The 17,308-nt window shown below is 67.2% G+C and carries 19 protein-coding genes; 8 read left to right on the top strand and 11 right to left on the bottom strand.

All coding sequences use genetic code 11. The annotated features are described in order from the left end of the window. Window positions 1-63: 63 nt before the first annotated feature. The 3 genes from EH209_RS20710 to EH209_RS20700 all read left to right on the top strand — a co-directional run bounded on the left by EH209_RS20710 (window position 64) and on the right by EH209_RS20700 (window position 1,168). Window positions 64-348 (top strand): DUF2249 domain-containing protein, encoded by a 285-nt coding sequence (locus EH209_RS20710; protein ID WP_126664712.1) that lies wholly within the window; start codon window positions 64-66, stop codon window positions 346-348. A 76-nt stretch (window positions 349-424) separates the two neighbouring features. Further along, on the top strand, window positions 425-658 hold the full coding sequence (locus EH209_RS20705; RefSeq protein ID WP_126664711.1) for a DUF2249 domain-containing protein: 234 nt from the start codon (window positions 425-427) through the stop codon (window positions 656-658). 189 nt (window positions 659-847) lie between these two features. Then, entirely contained in the window at window positions 848-1,168 is a 321-nt protein-coding gene (locus EH209_RS20700; RefSeq protein WP_126664710.1) for a DUF2249 domain-containing protein, read from the top strand. 48 nt (window positions 1,169-1,216) lie between these two features. Here EH209_RS20700 and EH209_RS20695 read toward each other — a convergent pair whose 3' ends face one another. Both EH209_RS20695 and EH209_RS24990 read right to left on the bottom strand, forming a co-directional pair. After that, complete coding sequence (locus EH209_RS20695) at window positions 1,217-2,131, bottom strand: alpha/beta fold hydrolase (protein ID WP_126664709.1); 915 nt, start codon at window positions 2,129-2,131, stop codon at window positions 1,217-1,219. 99 nt (window positions 2,132-2,230) lie between these two features. Next, complete coding sequence (locus EH209_RS24990; RefSeq protein ID WP_267878306.1) at window positions 2,231-2,356, bottom strand: hypothetical protein; 126 nt, start codon at window positions 2,354-2,356, stop codon at window positions 2,231-2,233. A gap of 214 nt (window positions 2,357-2,570) precedes the next feature. On the opposite strand from EH209_RS24990, the gene gatC reads away from it, so the two are divergent. From gatC to EH209_RS20680, 3 genes are all read left to right on the top strand, one after another. Further along, window positions 2,571-2,849, top strand: a complete 279-nt coding sequence (gene gatC, locus EH209_RS20690; protein ID WP_126664708.1) for an Asp-tRNA(Asn)/Glu-tRNA(Gln) amidotransferase subunit GatC — start codon at window positions 2,571-2,573, stop codon at window positions 2,847-2,849. A gap of 2 nt (window positions 2,850-2,851) precedes the next feature. Next, window positions 2,852-4,126 carry an Asp-tRNA(Asn)/Glu-tRNA(Gln) amidotransferase subunit GatA gene (gene gatA / locus EH209_RS20685; protein ID WP_126664707.1) on the top strand — a complete coding sequence of 425 codons (1,275 nt, stop codon included), beginning with the start codon at window positions 2,852-2,854 and terminating at the stop codon, window positions 4,124-4,126. A 91-nt stretch (window positions 4,127-4,217) separates the two neighbouring features. Beyond that, window positions 4,218-4,631, top strand: a complete 414-nt coding sequence (locus tag EH209_RS20680; protein ID WP_126664706.1) for a hypothetical protein — start codon at window positions 4,218-4,220, stop codon at window positions 4,629-4,631. Window positions 4,632-4,687: 56 nt separating this feature from the next. On the opposite strand, the gene EH209_RS20675 is transcribed toward EH209_RS20680, so the two are convergent. Both EH209_RS20675 and EH209_RS20670 read right to left on the bottom strand, forming a co-directional pair. Beyond that, window positions 4,688-5,038, bottom strand: a complete 351-nt coding sequence (locus tag EH209_RS20675; protein WP_049941854.1) for a helix-turn-helix transcriptional regulator — start codon at window positions 5,036-5,038, stop codon at window positions 4,688-4,690. A 137-nt stretch (window positions 5,039-5,175) separates the two neighbouring features. Then, window positions 5,176-5,958, bottom strand: a complete 783-nt coding sequence (locus tag EH209_RS20670; RefSeq protein WP_126664705.1) for an NRDE family protein — start codon at window positions 5,956-5,958, stop codon at window positions 5,176-5,178. Window positions 5,959-6,204: 246 nt separating this feature from the next. Here EH209_RS20670 and EH209_RS20665 point away from each other — a divergent pair, with 246 nt between their 5' ends. Further along, on the top strand, window positions 6,205-7,800 hold the full coding sequence (locus EH209_RS20665; RefSeq protein ID WP_126664704.1) for a BCCT family transporter: 1,596 nt from the start codon (window positions 6,205-6,207) through the stop codon (window positions 7,798-7,800). 42 nt (window positions 7,801-7,842) lie between these two features. Here EH209_RS20665 and EH209_RS20660 read toward each other — a convergent pair whose 3' ends face one another. From EH209_RS20660 to EH209_RS20630, 7 genes are all read right to left on the bottom strand, one after another. Then, window positions 7,843-9,426, bottom strand: a complete 1,584-nt coding sequence (locus EH209_RS20660; RefSeq protein ID WP_126664836.1) for a class I adenylate-forming enzyme family protein — start codon at window positions 9,424-9,426, stop codon at window positions 7,843-7,845. Next, on the bottom strand, window positions 9,423-10,496 hold the full coding sequence (locus EH209_RS20655; protein ID WP_126664703.1) for a mandelate racemase/muconate lactonizing enzyme family protein: 1,074 nt from the start codon (window positions 10,494-10,496) through the stop codon (window positions 9,423-9,425). The genes EH209_RS20660 and EH209_RS20655 overlap by 4 nt, the downstream gene beginning before the upstream one ends. A gap of 1 nt (window position 10,497) precedes the next feature. Further along, the gene (locus EH209_RS20650; protein WP_126664702.1) at window positions 10,498-11,439 is read right to left on the bottom strand and encodes a 1,4-dihydroxy-2-naphthoate polyprenyltransferase; all 942 of its coding nucleotides are present in this window, start codon (window positions 11,437-11,439) and stop codon (window positions 10,498-10,500) included. Window positions 11,440-11,510: 71 nt separating this feature from the next. Next, window positions 11,511-12,218 (bottom strand): cohesin domain-containing protein, encoded by a 708-nt coding sequence (locus tag EH209_RS20645; RefSeq protein ID WP_126664701.1) that lies wholly within the window; start codon window positions 12,216-12,218, stop codon window positions 11,511-11,513. After that, window positions 12,211-13,425, bottom strand: coding sequence for a DUF7350 domain-containing protein (locus EH209_RS20640; protein ID WP_126664700.1), 1,215 nt, complete (start codon window positions 13,423-13,425; stop codon window positions 12,211-12,213). Before EH209_RS20640 ends, EH209_RS20645 begins: the two co-directional genes overlap by 8 nt. A gap of 43 nt (window positions 13,426-13,468) precedes the next feature. Then, on the bottom strand, window positions 13,469-14,734 hold the full coding sequence (locus EH209_RS20635; RefSeq protein ID WP_126664699.1) for a DUF7405 family protein: 1,266 nt from the start codon (window positions 14,732-14,734) through the stop codon (window positions 13,469-13,471). Window positions 14,735-15,081: 347 nt separating this feature from the next. Further along, complete coding sequence (locus EH209_RS20630; RefSeq protein ID WP_126664698.1) at window positions 15,082-16,026, bottom strand: 1,4-dihydroxy-2-naphthoyl-CoA synthase; 945 nt, start codon at window positions 16,024-16,026, stop codon at window positions 15,082-15,084. A gap of 373 nt (window positions 16,027-16,399) precedes the next feature. On the opposite strand from EH209_RS20630, the gene EH209_RS20625 reads away from it, so the two are divergent. Continuing rightward, window positions 16,400-17,284 carry a hypothetical protein gene (locus tag EH209_RS20625; RefSeq protein WP_126664697.1) on the top strand — a complete coding sequence of 295 codons (885 nt, stop codon included), beginning with the start codon at window positions 16,400-16,402 and terminating at the stop codon, window positions 17,282-17,284. Window positions 17,285-17,308: the final 24 nt, after the last annotated feature.

Genomic DNA, 17,308 nt, shown 5'->3' with positions numbered 1-17,308 from the left:
AACACCGTCGAATCGAACACGTTCGCCCGAATAGCCACGCCCGTTCCGCCCCACAGTCGACCTATGGCAACCGATTCCACTGCTTCCGAGACGATCCTCGACGTCCGCGAGATCGACGGTCCGCCGTTCGACGACATCGTCGCCGCCCTCGAGGAGCTCCCGGCAGATGGCCGACTCCACCTGATCGCGCCCTTCGAACCGAAGCCGCTCTACGAGGTCCTCGAGACCCGCGGGTTCGAGCACGAGGTCGAGCGCAGCGAGACCTCGGAGGGAGCGAGCGGCGATGCCGCGAGCCGCGAAACCGAGCGGCGCGACGGCGCCTGGCACGTCGTTATCGAGCACGCCTAGGCGCGACGATTCGCCGGTTGCGTGCGAACACGTTCGTGCGAACACCCATGCGATCGCGATACCCACCACTATCCGTATGACACGACTCGACGTCAGGGACGTGCCGCCGATGAACCGCCACCCCAAGATTCACGACGCCTTCGAGGAACTCGAGCCTGGCGAGGCGCTGACGATCGTCAACGATCACGAGCCGAAGCCGTTGTTCTACGAGTTCCAGGCGGAAGTCGACGCGTTCGACGCCGACGGCTACGAGGTCGAACGCGTCGAGTCCGACGAGTTCGTCGCCCGGTTTCCCAAGGTCGAGGCGTAGTCGGCCGCCGACCCGCGTCGCTCGTCCCGACTCGGCCGGCTCGCTCGATCCCTGCCAGTGCCGGCCGTCACGACCGTCGCGGAACCGCCTGCTCCATCCCTTTTGTGTCATCTCACGCGTCACCTTCCCGGTCTCCGACCGAACACGTACGGGACGAAAACGAGGTCCCGTCGCCGCGAACGAACGCGTATGCAATCGCTCGCTACTGTCGTCGATAGCACCGATGCGCCGAGCGATCGACCGCGGACGGTGATCGACGTGCGGTCGCTCGGCCCGCCGGAACCGCTCAAAAACACCCTCGAGAAACTGGTCGAGTTGCCCGACGAGACCGTCCTCGTCCAGCGCAACGACCGCGTCCCGCAGTTCCTCTTCCCAAAACTCGACGACCGCGGCTACGCGTACGAGACCGTCGAGGGCGACGAGATGTCCGATGACAGCGAGGGACGAAGTCCCTCGAGCAGCCGGACGCAGTCCGGCGACGAGGTCGTGACCGTGATCTGGCGGCCGTAACTGATTCGACGGGCGCGATCACGACCGCGACCGTGACCGTGACCGCGACTACGCGCCGTTTTCGAACGCCTCGAGCAACAGTTCCGTCAGTCGGGTCGGCCGTTCGTGTTGCACCCAGTGGCTCGTCTCCGGCAGGAGTTCGAGGCGACTCCGGCGACACCGTTGGTCGCTGTCGACCGCGAGCGACGGCGTCAGCGCGGCGTCGTCCTCGCCCCAGACGATCGTCGTCGGGGCGTCGACCCGCTCTCGAGGCGGCGGCGAGGGAGCGCGAGCGGCCGCCCGGTACCAGTCGAGCATCCCGGTCAGCGCGTTCGGCCGAGCCCAGGCGCGGCGATACCGGTCCAGTTCCGCGTCGGTGAACGTCCCCGGAGCGGCCGTCTCCCGGAGCGCGCGCTCGAGCAGTCGGAAATCGGCCGCCCCGAAGGCCAGTTCGGGCAGCCACGGAAGCTGGATCGCGGCCGCGTACCAACTGCGCCGCAACTGCTCGGGGTCCGACAGCAGGTGCTGTCGGTAGACCGTCGGATGCGGCGCGTTGACGATCGCGAGCCGATCGACCGCCGACGGGTACCGAAGCGCGAGATCCCAGGCGACCATGCCGCCCCAATCGTGGCCGACGACGCGCGCGCTGTCCCGTCCCTCCGTCGCGATCAGGCGGGCGATATCCCGCGTGCACTCGCTGATTCGATAGGCCCGCAGCGCCTCTGGCTTCTCGCTCAGGTTGTACCCTCGTTGATCGGGCACGAGCACGCGGTAGCCGGCCTCGACGAGCGGCTCGAGTTGGTGGTGCCAACCGTACCAGAACTCGGGGAACCCGTGCAACAAGACGACGAGCGGGTCGTTCTCGTCGCCTGCGGCGACGACGTGCAACCGGACCCCGTTGACTTCCCGAACGGTCGATTCCGCGTCGACCGTCGACAATAGCTCCGCGTCCGTCCCGGCCCGCGTCGACGGCATCGTAGCCATACCTCGACCGACGACGGAGAGCGTGATACCGGTTTGGGGACGACCGCCGCGAGTCGGCGCGTCAGATCGGGCTCCGACGGTCGATCCGGTAACCCTGCGCTACGTCCAGACGCGGAGGCACTCGCTCGAGCAGAAGTGCAGTTCGACCTGCTCGTCCGGCGCGTCCGCGACATGGGTCGTCAGCGTGTAAGCGACCTCCTCGGATCGGCAGTTGTCGCAGTTCATACGCGACAAGTCGGTGCTGATGGTTTTCAGTATACAGTTACTATATTCGGTTCGTATCGGTTAGTGGCGTAATAACTCGAGTCAAGCCGGTATTGACGATCGGCCGTGATCGACGGCCGGCGGAGCCCCGATCGGGTCGAGACCCCGCTCTCCGGCGTCGATCCGTAACGACGGTATCGAAACCCTTACTCTCCGCCCGCCGGTTCGAGCAACCATGAGCGACGACGCCGTCAGCCCCGAGGAGGTCCGCCACGTCGCGGGACTCGCTCGCGTCGACCTCGACGACAACGAGGTCGACCGGTTCGCGCGACAGTTCGCGGACATCCTCGAGTACTTCGAGACGCTAGACGAGGTGCCCGAGGTCGACCGCGAGGCCGACCTCACGAACGTGATGCGCCCGGACGAGGAACGCGACTCGCTGGACCGCGAGGCGGCCCTCGAGAACGCCTCGGAGACCGAGGACGGCTACTTCAAAGGACCGAACGTATCCTGATCATGTCGGAGAACATCTACATCACCGAGGAGCGAATCGAGGGGGCCGACGACGGGCCGCTTTCGGGAACGACCGTCGCGGTCAAGGACAACATCTCGACCGAGGGCGTCCGGACGACCTGCGGCTCGAAGATGCTCGCCGAGTACGTCCCGCCTTACGACGCGACGGTCGTCTCCCGCCTCAAGGAGGCCGGTGCGACCATCGTCGGGAAGGCTAACATGGACGAGTTCGGGATGGGGACGACCAACGAGACCTCCCACTTCGGCTCGGTCGACAACCCCGCCGCACCCGGTCGCGTTCCCGGCGGCTCCTCCGGCGGTTCGGCGGCCGCGGTCGCCGCCGGCGAGGCCGACGTCGCGCTGGGCTCGGACACCGGCGGCTCGGTCCGCTGTCCCGCCGCCTTCTGCGGTGTCGTCGGGATCAAGCCTACCTACGGGCTGGTCTCCCGGTACGGGCTCGTCGCCTACGCCAACAGCTTAGAGCAGATCGGTCCCTTCGGCGAGACCGTCAAGGACGCCGCGCAGTTGCTCGACGTCATCGCCGGCGACGACGAGCGGGACGCGACGACGCGCGAACTGCCTCTCGAGGAGGGCGAGACCTACGCCGACGCCGCGACGGGCGACGTCGACGGCCTGCAGATCGGCGTCCCAACCGAACTGCTCGAGGGCGCCGACGAGGGCGTCGTTGAGACCTTCTGGGACGCCGTCGCCGAGTTAGAGGACCGCGGCGCGGAGTACCACGAGGTCTCCCTACCCTCCGTCGAACACGCCGTCGAGGCCTACTACGTGATCGCGATGTCCGAGGCTTCCTCCAACCTGGCGCGGTTCGACGGCGTCCGCTACGGCCACTCGGCCGATGCCGAGGGCAACTGGAACGAAACCTTCGCGCAGACCCGCGAGGAAGGGTTCGGCGACGAGGTCAAGCGTCGCATCCTGCTTGGCACCTACGCCCTCTCGGCGGGCTACCACGACAAGTACTACAAGAAGGCCCAGGACGCCCGCGCGTGGGTCAAACAGGATTTCGACGAGGCGCTGTCGGAGGCCGACGTGCTCGCCAGCCCGACGATGCCCGTCCCGCCGTTTGAACTCGGCGAGAGCCTCGACGACCCGCTCCAGATGTACCTCGCCGACGCGAACACGGTTCCGGTCAATCTGGCCGACCTCCCCGCAATCTCGGTGCCGGCCGGCGAGACCGACGGCCTCCCAGTCGGACTCCAGCTGGTCGGCCCCGCGTTCGGCGAACGGCGGCTGATCCGCGCCGCGAGCGCGCTGGCCTGAGCCGCGACTCACATCTCGAGTCGGAGGATAGCTTTTTATACTAATTTTGCTAACAGTACCCATAGCTAACCGATCTCTCGGTGACCGTTCAATGCAAATTACACACAATCAACAGGTCGAGTTCGACGAGTTCTCTCGGGCGTGCGATCTCGTCGAAGGCTACTTCGGGGAGACGATCGACGAGATCGCGCTGCACGCGCCGGTCTCGCGGCGCCAGCTCGTGGCCGTCCTCGCGCGAGCGCAGCTATCGGGACGCCAGCTCGCGATCGAGGGGCTGACCGAGGAGGGAGAGGTCGTCTACCAGTCCAACGACGAAACGCTGCTCTGGCTCGACGGCGGGTTCTGGAACGACATGCGAGGTCGACACCACTTAGAGCCGGACGAGGGCCGAGCCGCACGCGAGGTTCACCGCCGTCTCATCGAGGCCATCGACGGCGACGTCCCCTACTACAACCGCGAGCGGGATCCGTTCGTCCTCATCGAGCAGTTCGATCCCTACGAGTAGCCGTCGCTTGGCAATCGGGTCCGTCGAAAAGCGAGTACTCGAGTCGCGGTCGGTCGCTAGTCCTCGTAAGCGAGGTTCATGATCCACTGCGAGAAGGCGTCGCTGTTGGGATCGACCTCCTCCTCGCCGATAAACGGCGAGAGCATGTCGCCGGCCATCAGCAGCGTGAAATCCAGGTCTCGAGCGGTCGGCGCGATGTAGTAGGTGTTGTGACCGTCGTAGACCGTGTCCTCTCGGTCGACGAGTTCCTTCTCGACCAGCGACTCGACGATTCGGCTGCCCTTTCGCGAGGAGACGCCCAGTTCCTTCCAGAAGTCGCTCTGGTGGATGCCGCCGGTCTCGCGAACGAGTTCGAGCCCGGCGCGCTCGTCCTCGGAGAGTTCCGCTTCGGCTGTCGACATGCTCACGGTGACCACCTCTCCGTACTCGTCGCTAGCGGCAGGAGTGCGTCCATGTGCGTATGAGATAGATGGAGGCGCATGAATCTACCGCTCCCCGGTTCGGTCCGCCGGCGGTCGCTCGAGAACCAGTGAGCCGGCGTGCGTTATTCCCGCCCCTCTGAGGCGAGACCGGTCTCGAGGGAGACGGGTACGGGTTCGTACGCCGTCTCGCAGGGCGGCCCCGGTGCGAACTCGTAGCGAGGCCCCGCAGGACCGAGCGCGATCAGCGACGACGACCGCGTCCCGAACCCGTTGTGGTGGATGCAGACGCCGTACTCGTGGTCGCCCAAGACCTCGCCGGCCCGCTCGAGCCACTCGTCGACCGATTCGCCGTCAGCGGCGTCGCCGTCGACCGCCAGTGCCTCGCGAACCCCGCGGGCGTTGGCGGCCTGCGTTCGTCCCGCGTCCGCTCGGAAGTCAGGAACGTCGACCGTCTCGTCGACTGCCACGTTGACCACGACGTGGACGCCGGGGTCGAAGTCGATCCGCTCGAGGGAGCTGTCCCAGTAGTAACAGTACGCGTCCGTCTCGTCGGCGACGACGAGGTAGAATCCGTCGTACTCGTAGTCGTCCGTCTGGGCTTCGACGATCGCACCGGCTTCGGCGGCCGACGTCGCCTCGAGAACGTCGGCGACGAGCAGACCTCGCGAGCGCTCCCCCGCGAGATCGGCGTCGGTCCACTTGTTCGTGATCCCCGCGAAGACGCCGTGCTCGTTGTATCCGATCCACGTTCCGCCGGCCTCGGCGTCTCTGGGCGCGACCACCAGCGGCTCCTCGTGGTAGACGTCTGGTGGGAGCGACTCGCGGCCGACCGCCTCGTCGCGGTTGGCGGCAACCGCGACCGGCGCATCCTCGAAGACCTGCCAGGCGAGGGTCAGTGTACACACGACTCGCGATAGGGACGCCAGCGATTTAACTTCCGTTCCGGCGGCAATCCGTTTCGGCGCTCCCTCGCCGTGGCCCGCTTCGAGAGATATGATAACACCTCTCCACCAGCGGTTGAGACGAAGAGTACTTGAAGAACTAACCGTGGGATTGGAGACACATCTAATGGTGACTCGCGAGCCTGCGAGTGACGGCAGTGCGCAGTCGAATAACTGCTTAAGAGACGGTCGTATCGGGGGGACCGAGCGATGAACGCGGCGGAACTCCTCGGGCTCGAGGAGGCGTCCTGGCCGGAACGAGCCCTCTTCGCCGTGACGATGGGCGTGATGCTCTCGCTCGGCGCGGTCGGCTTCCTGCGTCCGGCGGCGATGAGTAGCGCGCTCACCGGCGCGAAGGGCTGGGTGCTCACCTACTTCGGCTGGTGGTTCATCCTCCTCGGATTCGTCCTGCTCGTTGCCGTTTTCGCCTTCACGGTCTCGAGGTACGGTCGACTTCGTATCGGCGGTCCCGACGCCGAACCGGAGTTTGGCCTCTTCTCGTGGCTGTCGATGGTGTTCACCGTCGGGTTCGGTGCCTCGGTTCTCATCTGGGGCGTCGCGGAACCGGTTTCTATCGTCCAGCATCCGCCGCCGGATCCCGCCCCCGTCCAGGGTGCGTCAGTCGAGGCGATGGCGCTGGCCTTTATGTTCATTCACGAGGTGTTCCCGGGACTGGCGATGTGGTATCTCCCCGTTGCGATCGCCTTCGGGATCGTGGTCTACACGGACGGCGTCGGCGACTACAAGATCAGTTCGATGCTCGCTGGCATCGTCGACGAAGACCGTATCCCAGGGCTCTACTGGCTGGTCGATCTGGCGGCGCTGATCGCCACGATCGGCGGCATCTCGACGACGCTCGGCTTCAGCGCACAGACAATGTCCGCGATCCTCAGTAGCGTATTCGGACTCGATGCGACGGTCCTGACCTACGCGGTGTTCGCCCTCATCGGTATCGTTTTCCTCGGCGACATCTGGCTCGGTCTCCGGAAAGGGATCCGCAACGCGGCACGCGCGACGGTGGTGCTCATCGGCGTCGCGATGGCCCTGCTCGTGGTGGTCGGACCGACCCTCTACATGCTCGAGCTGAGTCTGGACGCGACGGGTGTCTGGCTCAGCAATCTGTTCCGCCTGACGCTGTACACCGCGCCAGGAGCCGAGGGGAACTGGGCGGCCAACTGGACCGGCTTCTGGTGGGCCTGGTGGGCCGCCTGGAGCATCTTCGTCGGGAGCTTCGTCGCCCGTGTCTCGAAAGGCCGGACCATCCGGGAGATGTTCGCCGTGCTCGTCGTGGTCCCGACGGTCTTCACGTGGATCCAGCACGGGCTCATCGGCGGATGGGTGCTCGCGCCGGGCTACCAGGAACCGGTCGCGGCGGCGATGGCCTCGGCGGGCAATCCCGCAGCTATCGCGAAAGCGCTCCAGATCACCCCGTTCGGAACGGTGCTCGCGGTGCTGTTCGTCTTCATCATCGCCGGCTACATCATCACGTCGCTCGACTCGGCAGTGTTCATGATTTCGGCCATCACGCTCGGCGACGAGAATCCGAACGCGCGAAACCGCGCGTGGTGGGGCGGGCTGCTCGCAGTGTTCGGAATGATGTCGCTCAGGCTCGAGGAGTTCAGCGCTATCGAGTCGCTCTCGGTGACGATGGCGCTCCCGTTCTCGCTGTTCCTCTTGCTCGTTCTGTACGGGAGCTACGTCGTCGCCCGGGACTACGTCCGCGAGGACGACGACGAAACGTCCAAACCGGATCCTCAGCCGCCCCATCCGCAGCCAGCTACCCGAAGCGTCACCGACGACGATTGAGTGACGCCGCGGGGCGGCCCGGGTTCGAACCAGTGACCGACCTTAGGTCGATTCGGCCACGTCGATGCCGTCCTCGAGCAGGCGCTCGCGAACCCCCTCGCGGTCGACGGTTCCCGACGCCGTTCGAGGGAGTTCGTCGGCGAATCCGATCGTCTTCGGTTGCTTGAAGCCGGCGAGCCGCTCGCCACAACGGGTGAGCAGCGACTCGAGGTCGATCGCATTGGTCCCGCTGGCGCCGGTCTCGACGCCGTCAGTGGGGACGACCAGCGCCGCTACGCGTTCGCCCCACTCCCGGTCCTTGAGGCCGACCACCGCCGCCGCCTCGACCGCCGGGTGGGAGCGCAGCGCCGCGATCACTTCGCCGGGATCGACGTTCTCGCCGCCGGTGACGATCCGGTCGCTTCGGCGGTTGAGAACCCAGAGCCGGCCGCCCTCGTCGCGGTAGCCGATGTCGCCGGTGTGCAGGCCGTGCTCGCCGAAGGCCGCCTCGGTCTCCGCGTCGGAGAGGTAGCCCGCCGTCACCGTCGGCCCGGCGACGACGAGTTCGCCGGACTCCCCCGCCGGACACGGCTCACCGCTCTCGTCGACGACCGTTACGTCCGTACAGACGAGCGGACGACCGACCGTTCCCTCGTGGGTCGTCACCTCCTCCGGCGTCGCCGTCGCGATCTGGGAGGCCGTCTCGGTCATCCCGTAGGTCGGGTGGACCGGCACGCCGGCCTCGCGACAGCGCTCGAGCAACTCGCTCGAGGCGGGTGCGCCGCCCAACAGGACGAAGCGCAGCGAGTCCGGCGGCGACCAGCCGGCATCGAGCAGCCGCTTGCACATCGTCGGGACGAGCGAGACGCCCGTGATATCGTACTCGTCGATGATCCGCGCGGTCGCCGCCGGATCGAACTCTCGCTGGATCACCACGGGCGTCCCGTAGAGCGTCGAGCGGACGACCGGCGCCAGCCCGCCCATGTGGTACATCGGGAGACAGCAGAGCCACCGATCGTCGGGCGCGACGCCGAGTCGGAAGGCCGACGCGTTCGCGCTCGAGACGAGATTCCCGAGAGTCAGCCGAACGATCTTCGGCTCGCCCGAGGTCCCCGAAGTGAACATGAGTAGGTGGGTCCGATCGGACTCGAGGACGGCCGGTTCCAGATCCGACTCCGGCGTCAGCCCGCTATTCGAGCGGAGCGAATCCGCGCCCCCGCGTTCGGGCTCATCGACCGAGGCGATCGGACAGTCCGCGACTTCCGCGGCGAGTTCCGCCGTCCCGGCTTCGCAGATGAGCGCATCGAGATCAGTTCGTCGAACCTTCGACTCGAGTTCGGCGGCCGTCTCGCGGACGTTCAGCGGGACGACTGTGACGCCGCGGCGCATCGCTGCGAAGTAGAGCTCGGCAAATTCGACGCGCGTCTCCATCAACACGCCTAGTCGGGCGAGGTCGTCGAATCGACCGTTGGAGTCGGCGAGGAGCGACTCGAGGCCGGCGGCGACGGCGTCGACTCGCCGATCGAACTCGCCGAACGTCCACGACTCGTCCGCGTCGGCGTCGATCACGGCCGTCGCGTCCGGCGTCGTCGACGCGCGGTGGGCGAGCAGATCACGCGTCGGCCAGTCGACCGGTTCGAGGGTCACTCCCACACCCCCTCGACGCCCAGTCCCTTCGTCTGCGGGACGACCGCCGACCCCTTCTCGAGGAGGACGGGATCCTTGCCGAGGTCGTCCGCGAGCAGGTCCGCAGTGGCCAGCCCGCAGGCCGACACGTCGGGGACCGACGCGGCCAGGTGGACCGCCCCCGTCCGGGCGACGACGGCGTCGATCGTCGTCGTCACGATCGGGTCGATGTCGAGCTCGCTCACCCACGCTGCGACCGTTCGGGCGACGTCGACGCCGCCCAGCGCCATCGGCTTCAGGACGAGGGCGTCGGCCGCCTCGGCGTCGCAGATCGCGTCGACGCCGTGTTCGAGCAGCCCCTCGTCGAGCGCGATGTCGACGCCCTCCCCTCGATCGTCCGCGCGGAGGTCCGCGTGCCCCTCGAGGGCCCCCGCGGGAAGCGGCTGCTCGAGCAGCGACACGTCGAACTCGGCGGCGGCCTCGAGCGCTGTCGCCGCCTCCTCGTACGTCCAGCCCTCGTTGGCGTCGACCCGCAGTTCGACGTTGGGGCCGACGGCCTCGCGGACGCGCCGAACCCGTTCGATATCCTCCTCGACGCTCCGCCGGCCGGCTTTCAGCTTGCAGCAATTGAACCCGCGGTCGACGGCGTCGGTAGCCTCCCGGACGGTCTCGACCGTCGAACCGTCGCCGATGGTCGCGTTGACCGGCACCCGGCCGACCATCGGTCCCTGTCCGATGTACCGGTACAGCGGCGTCGACTCGCGTCTCGCGGTCAGATCCGTTAACGCGAGGCCGACCGCGTGTCTGGCCGCGACCTGTTCGTCGACCGCCTCGATCGCCGCGGCCGATCCGGCCTCGATCTCCTCGGCAGCCCGCGCCAGTGCCGCCTCGCAGTCGGCGTGGGACTCCGTCCAGCCCGGCAGCGGCGTGGCCTCGCCGTAGCCCACGGGGCTGTCGTCGGCCCCCCGGTCGGTGATCCGAACGAGGAAGCCGTTGCGCGAGTCGATCGTCCCGTCGGCCGTCTCGAGCGGATCCGCGAGATCGAGCGAAAACGGTCGGTACTCGAGGTCGAGCTCTCGGTCGTCGGACATGCTACGTCGCCACCCCCGCGGCGAACAGGATCGCGTAGATCGCCAGCAGTTTGCCGGTTCCCTCGAGTGCCGGGTTCAGCGCCTCGCCGTCGGTCCGCGTACAGACCGTGCGGGCGACGACGGCCGCGTAGGGCAGCGAGGCGAGGGGCAGCAACACGCGCGGGCCGAACCCCTCGGCCAGCCAGAGCCACGGCGGCACGAGGTAGGCGAGCCCGAGCAGCGCGGCGTACTCGACGCGGCTCCAGCGGTAGCCGATCCGAACCGCTAGCGTCCGTTTGCCGGTCTCGGCGTCGGTCTCGAGGTCGCGGATGTTGTTGACCACGATGATGCTCGTCGAGATGCCGGCGACCGGGAGGCTCGCGAAGAACGCCTCGCGGGTGACGGTTCCGTCGGGGATCGCCGTCGTCAGCGGTTCGGCGACGGTCGCCGCAGCCTGGACGTAGAACGTCCCCATGACGGCGACGAGTCCAAAGAAGACGAAGACGAACAGGTCCCCGAGACCGTGGTAGCCCAGCGGATAGGGGCCGCCGGTGTAGGCCCAGCCGCAGACGACGCTCGCCAGCCCGACGACGAGGATCGGCAGGCCCCCGACGTAGACGAGGTAGGTTCCCGACAGGATCGCCAGCGTGAAGGTGACGAACGTCGCCAGCTTCACCTGTTCCGGGGAGATGATCCCCGCCTGGGTCACCCGCGTGAACCCCTCCCTGTCGTCAGTGTCGGCTCCCTTGATCGCGTCGTAGTAGTCGTTCGCGAAGTTGGTCCCGATCTGAATCAGCGCCGCGCCGACGAACGCCAGCAGCGCCGGCAGCGGGGCGAACACGCCCTCGTGGAGCGCGACTCCCGTCCCGACGATCACCGGCGCCGCGGCCGCGGGCAGCGTCTGCGGGCGTGCGGCCATCAACCACGCCTTTGTCCGTGAGATATCGACCTCGGCCGTACTCATTGCTCGAGTGTCCCACTCGCGGAAGTGTCAACGTTGGCATTGCGATCGATCGAAAGTCGGATCGATCGCCGCTACCGTCGGGCCCGCAGCCAGAGCACCGCGCCGAGACCGGCCACCCCGGCCACTCCGGTCAGCGGCGTCAGTCCGGGGACGGGATCCTCGAGGCCGCCGTCGCTCTCGTCGCCCGCGGCGCCGTCGACGACCAGCGTCGCGTTACGTTCGACCGGATCGACCGGATAGCCGCTCGGGAACATCGCCGACTCGTCCGTGATCGCGAGGGTCTCGTTGGTCGTCGGCGCGTCCTCACTGACCTCGAGGGAGATCGTCGCCGTCGGTCCGGTTCCCGTCGTGCCGTTCCCCGGCGGGGTTCGCTCCTGCTCGACCGTAATCACGCCGGCTTCGTCGTCGATCTCGACGTCGCCGTCGACCGTGGCGTTCCCGCCCTCGTCCCCGCCAGCCAGCATCGATCCCTGTTGGACGTCGGTCACGGTGAGCACGTCGGGATCGTACTCGATCGCGTAGGAGAGCCCGCTGATCCCGTTGCCCGCGGGGTTGCCGTGTGTGCTCGCCACGAGATCGAGCGTCACGGTCTCGCCGGGCGCGACGTCGATCTCGGTCGTGTCGTCGTTGAACCCCTCGGAGTCGAAGTACAGCAGCGTCGCGCTGTCGATGGCGCCGGCCGGCGCGGGGACGAACGCGAGCGGGGCGAAGAGGAGCCCGCAGGCGACGACGGCCGCCAGCGCGGCCGAGAGGACGGCCGCAATCCGGCTCTCAGGCATCGGCCTCCGGCACCCGCAGTTCGATCGGCGGCATCTCGAGGAAGGCCGTATCGTACCCCTGATGGCGGGCGACCTGCGGTGGCGACCGGATCGTCAGCGTCACCGTATCGCCGGCCCGGAGATCGACGCCCTCGAGCGACGCGCCGTAGTGGAGCCCGTACTCGCCGTCGATGGTCTGCTCGAGGGAAACGGGGTCGTCGGTGACGGACCTCCCGTCGCGTTCGACCGTCGCCTCGAGGCTCATGTTCGGAAGCGGGACGCGGTTGTACGGCGTCCGCGGCGAGACGAGCAGATACGGATTGTCGCCGTCGGCCAGCCGATGGTCCGGCCCGATGGCAGTCGCGAGAAACGCCGCGTCGCCGCTCCGCGGCAGGTCCGCTGTCGTGTCGGGTCGCTCGCCGTCGGGGTCGACGAGGAGCGTCCCGGGGAACGCGTCGACTTCGGGGAGCTGGGAGTAGGGCATCTCGCCCTGGTCCGGCGGCTCGAGGGCGCCGCGTTCGCCCCACCGCTGCTCGTCGAAGTATTCGATGTCCGTGACTGACTTGCGAAACTCCTGATCGTAGTCGAACTCGAAGGTCACGGTCTCGCGCTCGTCGAACCGACCCGCGAGGTCGCCGGTCGTTCGCGCCGACAGCGGTGGCAGTTCGACCTCGACCGTATAGGTGCCGTCGTCCTCGAGGGGGACGTTGTCGCCGAAGTGAAAACCCATCTCCTGGGAGAGCATCGACCACATCGACTGCGAAGATCCGACCCGCTCGCCGTCCCGAGAGAGTCTGACGACGACGCCGCTGTCGATCGGCAGAACGACGCCCGTCTCGGCGTCCCGGAGGGTGAACATCATGTGGACGCCCCGCATCTGCTCGGGCGTGACGTGCTGGACGTCGTCCTCGCCGTCGCCGGTCACGGTCCAGAACGGGTGGGGGTACGACAGCATCGGCGCGAGCCGGTAGTCGCCGGCTGCGATCGGCTCGAGGGCCCGCATCGACTCGCGGTGGGTCGGCACGTATACCGCGTCCGGTTTGTCCTCGATTTCGGGGAACGGAGGCGCGACGTCGACGGTCTCGTTCGGTTCCTCGTCGGTTTCGTTCTGCTCGCCGCCGTTTCCGTCGTCGTCGCCGTCCTCGCCCAGACAGCCCGCCAGCGCGAGCGCGCCGGTCGCCGCTCCCGTCCAGCCGACGAACGTCCGTCGATCGATTTCGTGGTCCATGTGGATGGTCGTGAGTCGTCTGTCGGTCTCGTCCTCGAGTCGTCTAGTCAGGATTCGCCGGCGGCAACGCCCGCAGCGACCGCGGCGGGAGCAGGTAATTCCCGCGTCGGTCGACGAAGATGTAGCCGGTGATGCCGTTGTTGAGGTTAGTCACGTTGAGGTCGGCGCCCTCCATCGCCTGCCGCACGCGGACGAACTCCTCGATCCTCTCCTGGAGAGCGAGGAAGTGGACTCCCGGCTGGTCGTCGTCGACCGTGCTGAAGTCGCGTCGCAACAGCGGCGGCTTCCCGTCTTCGCGTCCGCGGGCGGCCTTCTGGGCGTGGCCGACGACGCCGCGGTCGCTGGCGTCGGCTTCGGTCGCCGCGATGCGCTCGTCGGTCAGTCCGTTGGTCGTCGTCAGTTTCTCGCCGGTCGTGCCGACTGCATTCTCGTCGGCGTGTACCGGGCTGAACATCTTCTGGACGCGCTGGTCCTGGCTGTCCTGTTCGAACCACTGCCGGAGGTTGAGCCCCATCGAGGAGACGTGCTGGGTCGTCGCCTCTGCGAACGGCCCCTCCGTGATCGTCACGCGATCCTCGGGGGCCTGGCTCTCGGCGAATCCCGACCGAAAGCCCATCAGCGACGGCGCCTCGTCGGGAATCGACTCCGGAACGCCGTCGAGATTGGTGTGGTTGGCAGGAAGCCCCGCCCCGATGAAGCCGGTCCGGCGCCGCTCGTCGACGCGCTCGAAGACGCCCGTCAGATCCGTCTCGATCCCGAGGCCGTTGTACTCGTCGCGCTCGCCGAACAGCCCCTGCTCGGCCTCGAGGGTAACCTCCGGGTGGTCGCTGGCGAGGTGGAGGACGGCGTCGAACTCGTCGAACCTGTCGGCGTCGCCGACGATCGGCTCCGGATCGGGAAGGTCGATCGAGTCGGGCAGCGATCCGTCGAACCGGTCGAAGTACGCCGGCGTGTAGCCGATCGTGAAGACCAACCCCTCGTTGCTCCACTCGTAGGCGCGTTCGAGGGTTCGAAGCGCATCCTCGACCTGCGCTCGAGCGTCGTCGGACGGCTCGGTCGAGAGCGACAGCGCCACCAGCACGTGGTGTTCCGGCAATTGAACGTTCCCGTCGTCGTCCGTCGAGAGAAACTCGTTCCAGGCGTGCTGTCGCGCCGGCAGCGAGTCGGGATCGTCGGTTCCGGAGGGGACGTCGACTTCTTCGTCGCTGTCCTCGGAGAGGCAAGCACTGAGTGCCGACGCGCCGCCGACGGCCACCAGCGCCCGGAAGTAGTCCCGGCGAGACAGCGCGGACCGATCGGGAAGTGTCACTGGTCGGAAGTCGGGCGCCGACGCTCAAATGATTTTCTCCCCTAATCGCAGGGTCGAACCAACCGGCTCAAGGAGTGTTATCAGTGTACACGGAATCGCTCCCACTCGAACAGGGACGTCTCGCCAGTGGTGGATCCGGCGTGCGGTGGCGCGCGCTGGTGACCGCCTAAGCGAATCAATTGGGGAGGACGTGGCATCCCCGTTGCCAGCAGTAGCAGTACGGCTGAGGGCTGAGTGGCGTCGAAACCGACGAATGAAACGCGCGCTCGACCGAGTTGAGTCGCCTCCCGTACAGTTACGATCCGATCCGAGACAGTCACCGACGGCGAATCGGATCGATCAGGCGCTCAGTAGTGCCACGGAAAGTCGTCGAAATCGGGATCGCGGCCTTCGACGAAGGCGTCCCGGCCCTCCTTGGCCTCGTCGGTCATATAGCCCAGTCGCGTCGCCTCGCCGGCGAAGACCTGCTGGCCGATCATTCCGTCGTCGGTCATGTTGAAGGCGTACTTGAGCATCCGCATCGCCGTCGGGCTCTTGGCGTTGATGCGCTCGCCCCACTCGAGGGCTGTCTCCTCGAGCTCCTCGTGGGGGACCGCTTCGTTGACCATTCCCATCTCCGCGGCCTCGTCGGCATCGTACGTTTTCCCGAGGAAGAAGACTTCGCGGGCCTTCTTCTGGCCGATCTGCTTTGCGAGATAGGCCGAGCCGAAGCCGGCGTCGTAGCTCGCCACGTCGGGGTCGGTCTGGAGGAACTTCGCGTGCTCTTCGCTCGCGAGTGTGAGGTCGCAGACGACGTGCAGCGAGTGGCCGCCGCCGACGGCCCATCCCGGCACCACGGCGACGACGACCTTCGGAATGTGGCGGATGAGACGCTGGACCTCGAGGATGTGCAACCGTCCCTGCTCCGAGGCTCGCGCTCGCGGGCTCTGCCCGCTCGCGTCTTCCGAGGCGCGAAGCGCCTCGCTCTCCTCGTCACCCCCGTACTGATACCCGTCCTCACCGCGGACCGTCTGATCGCCGCCGGAGCAGAACGCCCAGCCGCCGTCCTTCGAGGACGGCCCGTTGCCGGTCAGCAGGATGCAGCCGACGTCGGTCTGGCGCTTGGCGTGATCCAGGGCGTCGTACAGTTCGTCGACGGTGCCCGGCCGGAAGGCGTTGCGCACGTCGGGCCGGTCGAAGGCGATCCGGACCGTGCCGGAGTCGACCGCTCGATGGTAGGTGATGTCGCTGAACTCGTCGTTCAGTTCCGCGACCGGCTCCCAGCGCTCGGGGTCGAACAGTTCCGAAACCATTGGCTCGACGTTGGTCCGCGGTCCGTGAAATAGGTTCGCGTCGCGCTCGAGCGACTGAGCGACTGAATGACTCGAGGCCCGTCTCACCGGGGACATGGTCCTCGAGCCGCGGTGGAGCTCGCCGATCGATAGGAACGTGCAGGTCGAGATATCGATATGGTTTTTCTGCTAACAAGAGATCGTCAGAATGAATGTTCGCTTGCCCTCCGACTAGCACGGATATACGGACGACAGCGGACAGTGTGATCTGCCCGTTCGACGGCGCCGCCGAATGGTCCAGCAGTGCGGTCGAGCGATTCGACAGTCCGGTCGAACACGTCGATAGAGCGGTCGAACGGATCGGTCGATCGTGCCGGACGGAGCATGGTTCAGCATGAACCGTTCGCTCATCGCATCGGTCATTGCTGGACTGCTCGGCGGCCTCGCGAACGTCACGGTGACCCGCGAGTTACTCGAGCGCGTGGGGTCACCGTTTTTCGAGCCGGGACGAGAGACGGCCCTCAACCCGGCGACGATCGGCTCGGTCGCCGACGCGCCCCACGTCTGGCTCGGCGTGTTCGCGCTCGGATTCGTCCCGCTGTTCGCGACGACCGCCACGAGACTGCTCGCGCCTGCCGGCGGGTTCGCCGCGTTGCTCGTCGGCGTCGTGCACACCGTTCTGACGGCGCCGTTCCCTGAGGAAACCCCCATGCTTTGGGGGGCCCTGGTCGAGGGTCCGTTCTACGCGTCGAACTACGCGAAGTCGTGGTACGCGTGGCTCTCGCTGCTGCTGGTCGCCGGCGTCGCCGAGTTCGCGCTCCGGCGCGGCTACGGTCTCGGCAACGAACGGCTTCAGCACCTTCCGACGCTCCCGCTGTCCCGATCGCAGCTCCGGGCAGTGGTCCTCGGAAGCGGCCTCCTCGTCGGGCTCGGTATCGGGCTACTGAGTTCCACCGGTGCGTACTACCAATCCGATATATGGACCGTTCTCACGATTCTCGTCCCGGGGTGTATCGCCACGGTGATCGCCCTCACCGCGCTGCTGACGAGAGGACTGGTCACACCGATGGCCCTCTACACCTACTGGACGGCGAGTATCGTCGAGGGCACGGTGTTTCCGCCGCAGCCCTCCCCGGAGCGCCACGCGCATCCGGAGGTTCTGTTCTGCTTCCTCTCGGTCGCCTTGTCCCTGCTCGCGCTCCTCGAGTGGAGACTGCGATCCCGCGTTCGCGGCTGGGACGGTGGCCCCTTCGCCGGGCAAACTGGCACAGCGAAATAACGGTATAAGTGTCGAGGCCGCCCT

It is taken from the genome of Haloterrigena salifodinae, assembly GCF_003977755.1.
Taxonomy (GTDB): Archaea; Halobacteriota; Halobacteria; order Halobacteriales; family Natrialbaceae; genus Haloterrigena; species Haloterrigena salifodinae.
This window is presented reverse-complemented; position numbering and strand designations above follow the sequence as displayed.

What these genes read in the sequence shown, in the direction of transcription:
- EH209_RS20650 (WP_126664702.1), bottom strand. Translation starts at nt 11,439, where the DNA reads ATGAGTACGGCCGAGGTCGATATCTCACGGACAAAGGCGTGGTTGATG.
- EH209_RS20655 (WP_126664703.1), bottom strand. Translation starts at nt 10,496, where the DNA reads ATGTCCGACGACCGAGAGCTCGACCTCGAGTACCGACCGTTTTCGCTC.
- EH209_RS20710 (WP_126664712.1), top strand. Translation starts at nt 64, where the DNA reads ATGGCAACCGATTCCACTGCTTCCGAGACGATCCTCGACGTCCGCGAG.
- EH209_RS20625 (WP_126664697.1), top strand. Translation starts at nt 16,400, where the DNA reads ATGAACCGTTCGCTCATCGCATCGGTCATTGCTGGACTGCTCGGCGGC.
- EH209_RS20630 (WP_126664698.1), bottom strand. Translation starts at nt 16,026, where the DNA reads ATGGTTTCGGAACTGTTCGACCCCGAGCGCTGGGAGCCGGTCGCGGAA.
- EH209_RS24990 (WP_267878306.1), bottom strand. Translation starts at nt 2,356, where the DNA reads ATGAACTGCGACAACTGCCGATCCGAGGAGGTCGCTTACACGCTGACG.
- EH209_RS20695 (WP_126664709.1), bottom strand. Translation starts at nt 2,131, where the DNA reads ATGGCTACGATGCCGTCGACGCGGGCCGGGACGGACGCGGAGCTATTG.
- EH209_RS20680 (WP_126664706.1), top strand. Translation starts at nt 4,218, where the DNA reads ATGCAAATTACACACAATCAACAGGTCGAGTTCGACGAGTTCTCTCGG.
- gatA (WP_126664707.1), top strand. Translation starts at nt 2,852, where the DNA reads ATGTCGGAGAACATCTACATCACCGAGGAGCGAATCGAGGGGGCCGAC.
- EH209_RS20705 (WP_126664711.1), top strand. Translation starts at nt 425, where the DNA reads ATGACACGACTCGACGTCAGGGACGTGCCGCCGATGAACCGCCACCCC.
- EH209_RS20665 (WP_126664704.1), top strand. Translation starts at nt 6,205, where the DNA reads ATGAACGCGGCGGAACTCCTCGGGCTCGAGGAGGCGTCCTGGCCGGAA.
- gatC (WP_126664708.1), top strand. Translation starts at nt 2,571, where the DNA reads ATGAGCGACGACGCCGTCAGCCCCGAGGAGGTCCGCCACGTCGCGGGA.
- EH209_RS20645 (WP_126664701.1), bottom strand. Translation starts at nt 12,218, where the DNA reads ATGCCTGAGAGCCGGATTGCGGCCGTCCTCTCGGCCGCGCTGGCGGCC.
- EH209_RS20700 (WP_126664710.1), top strand. Translation starts at nt 848, where the DNA reads ATGCAATCGCTCGCTACTGTCGTCGATAGCACCGATGCGCCGAGCGAT.
- EH209_RS20640 (WP_126664700.1), bottom strand. Translation starts at nt 13,425, where the DNA reads ATGGACCACGAAATCGATCGACGGACGTTCGTCGGCTGGACGGGAGCG.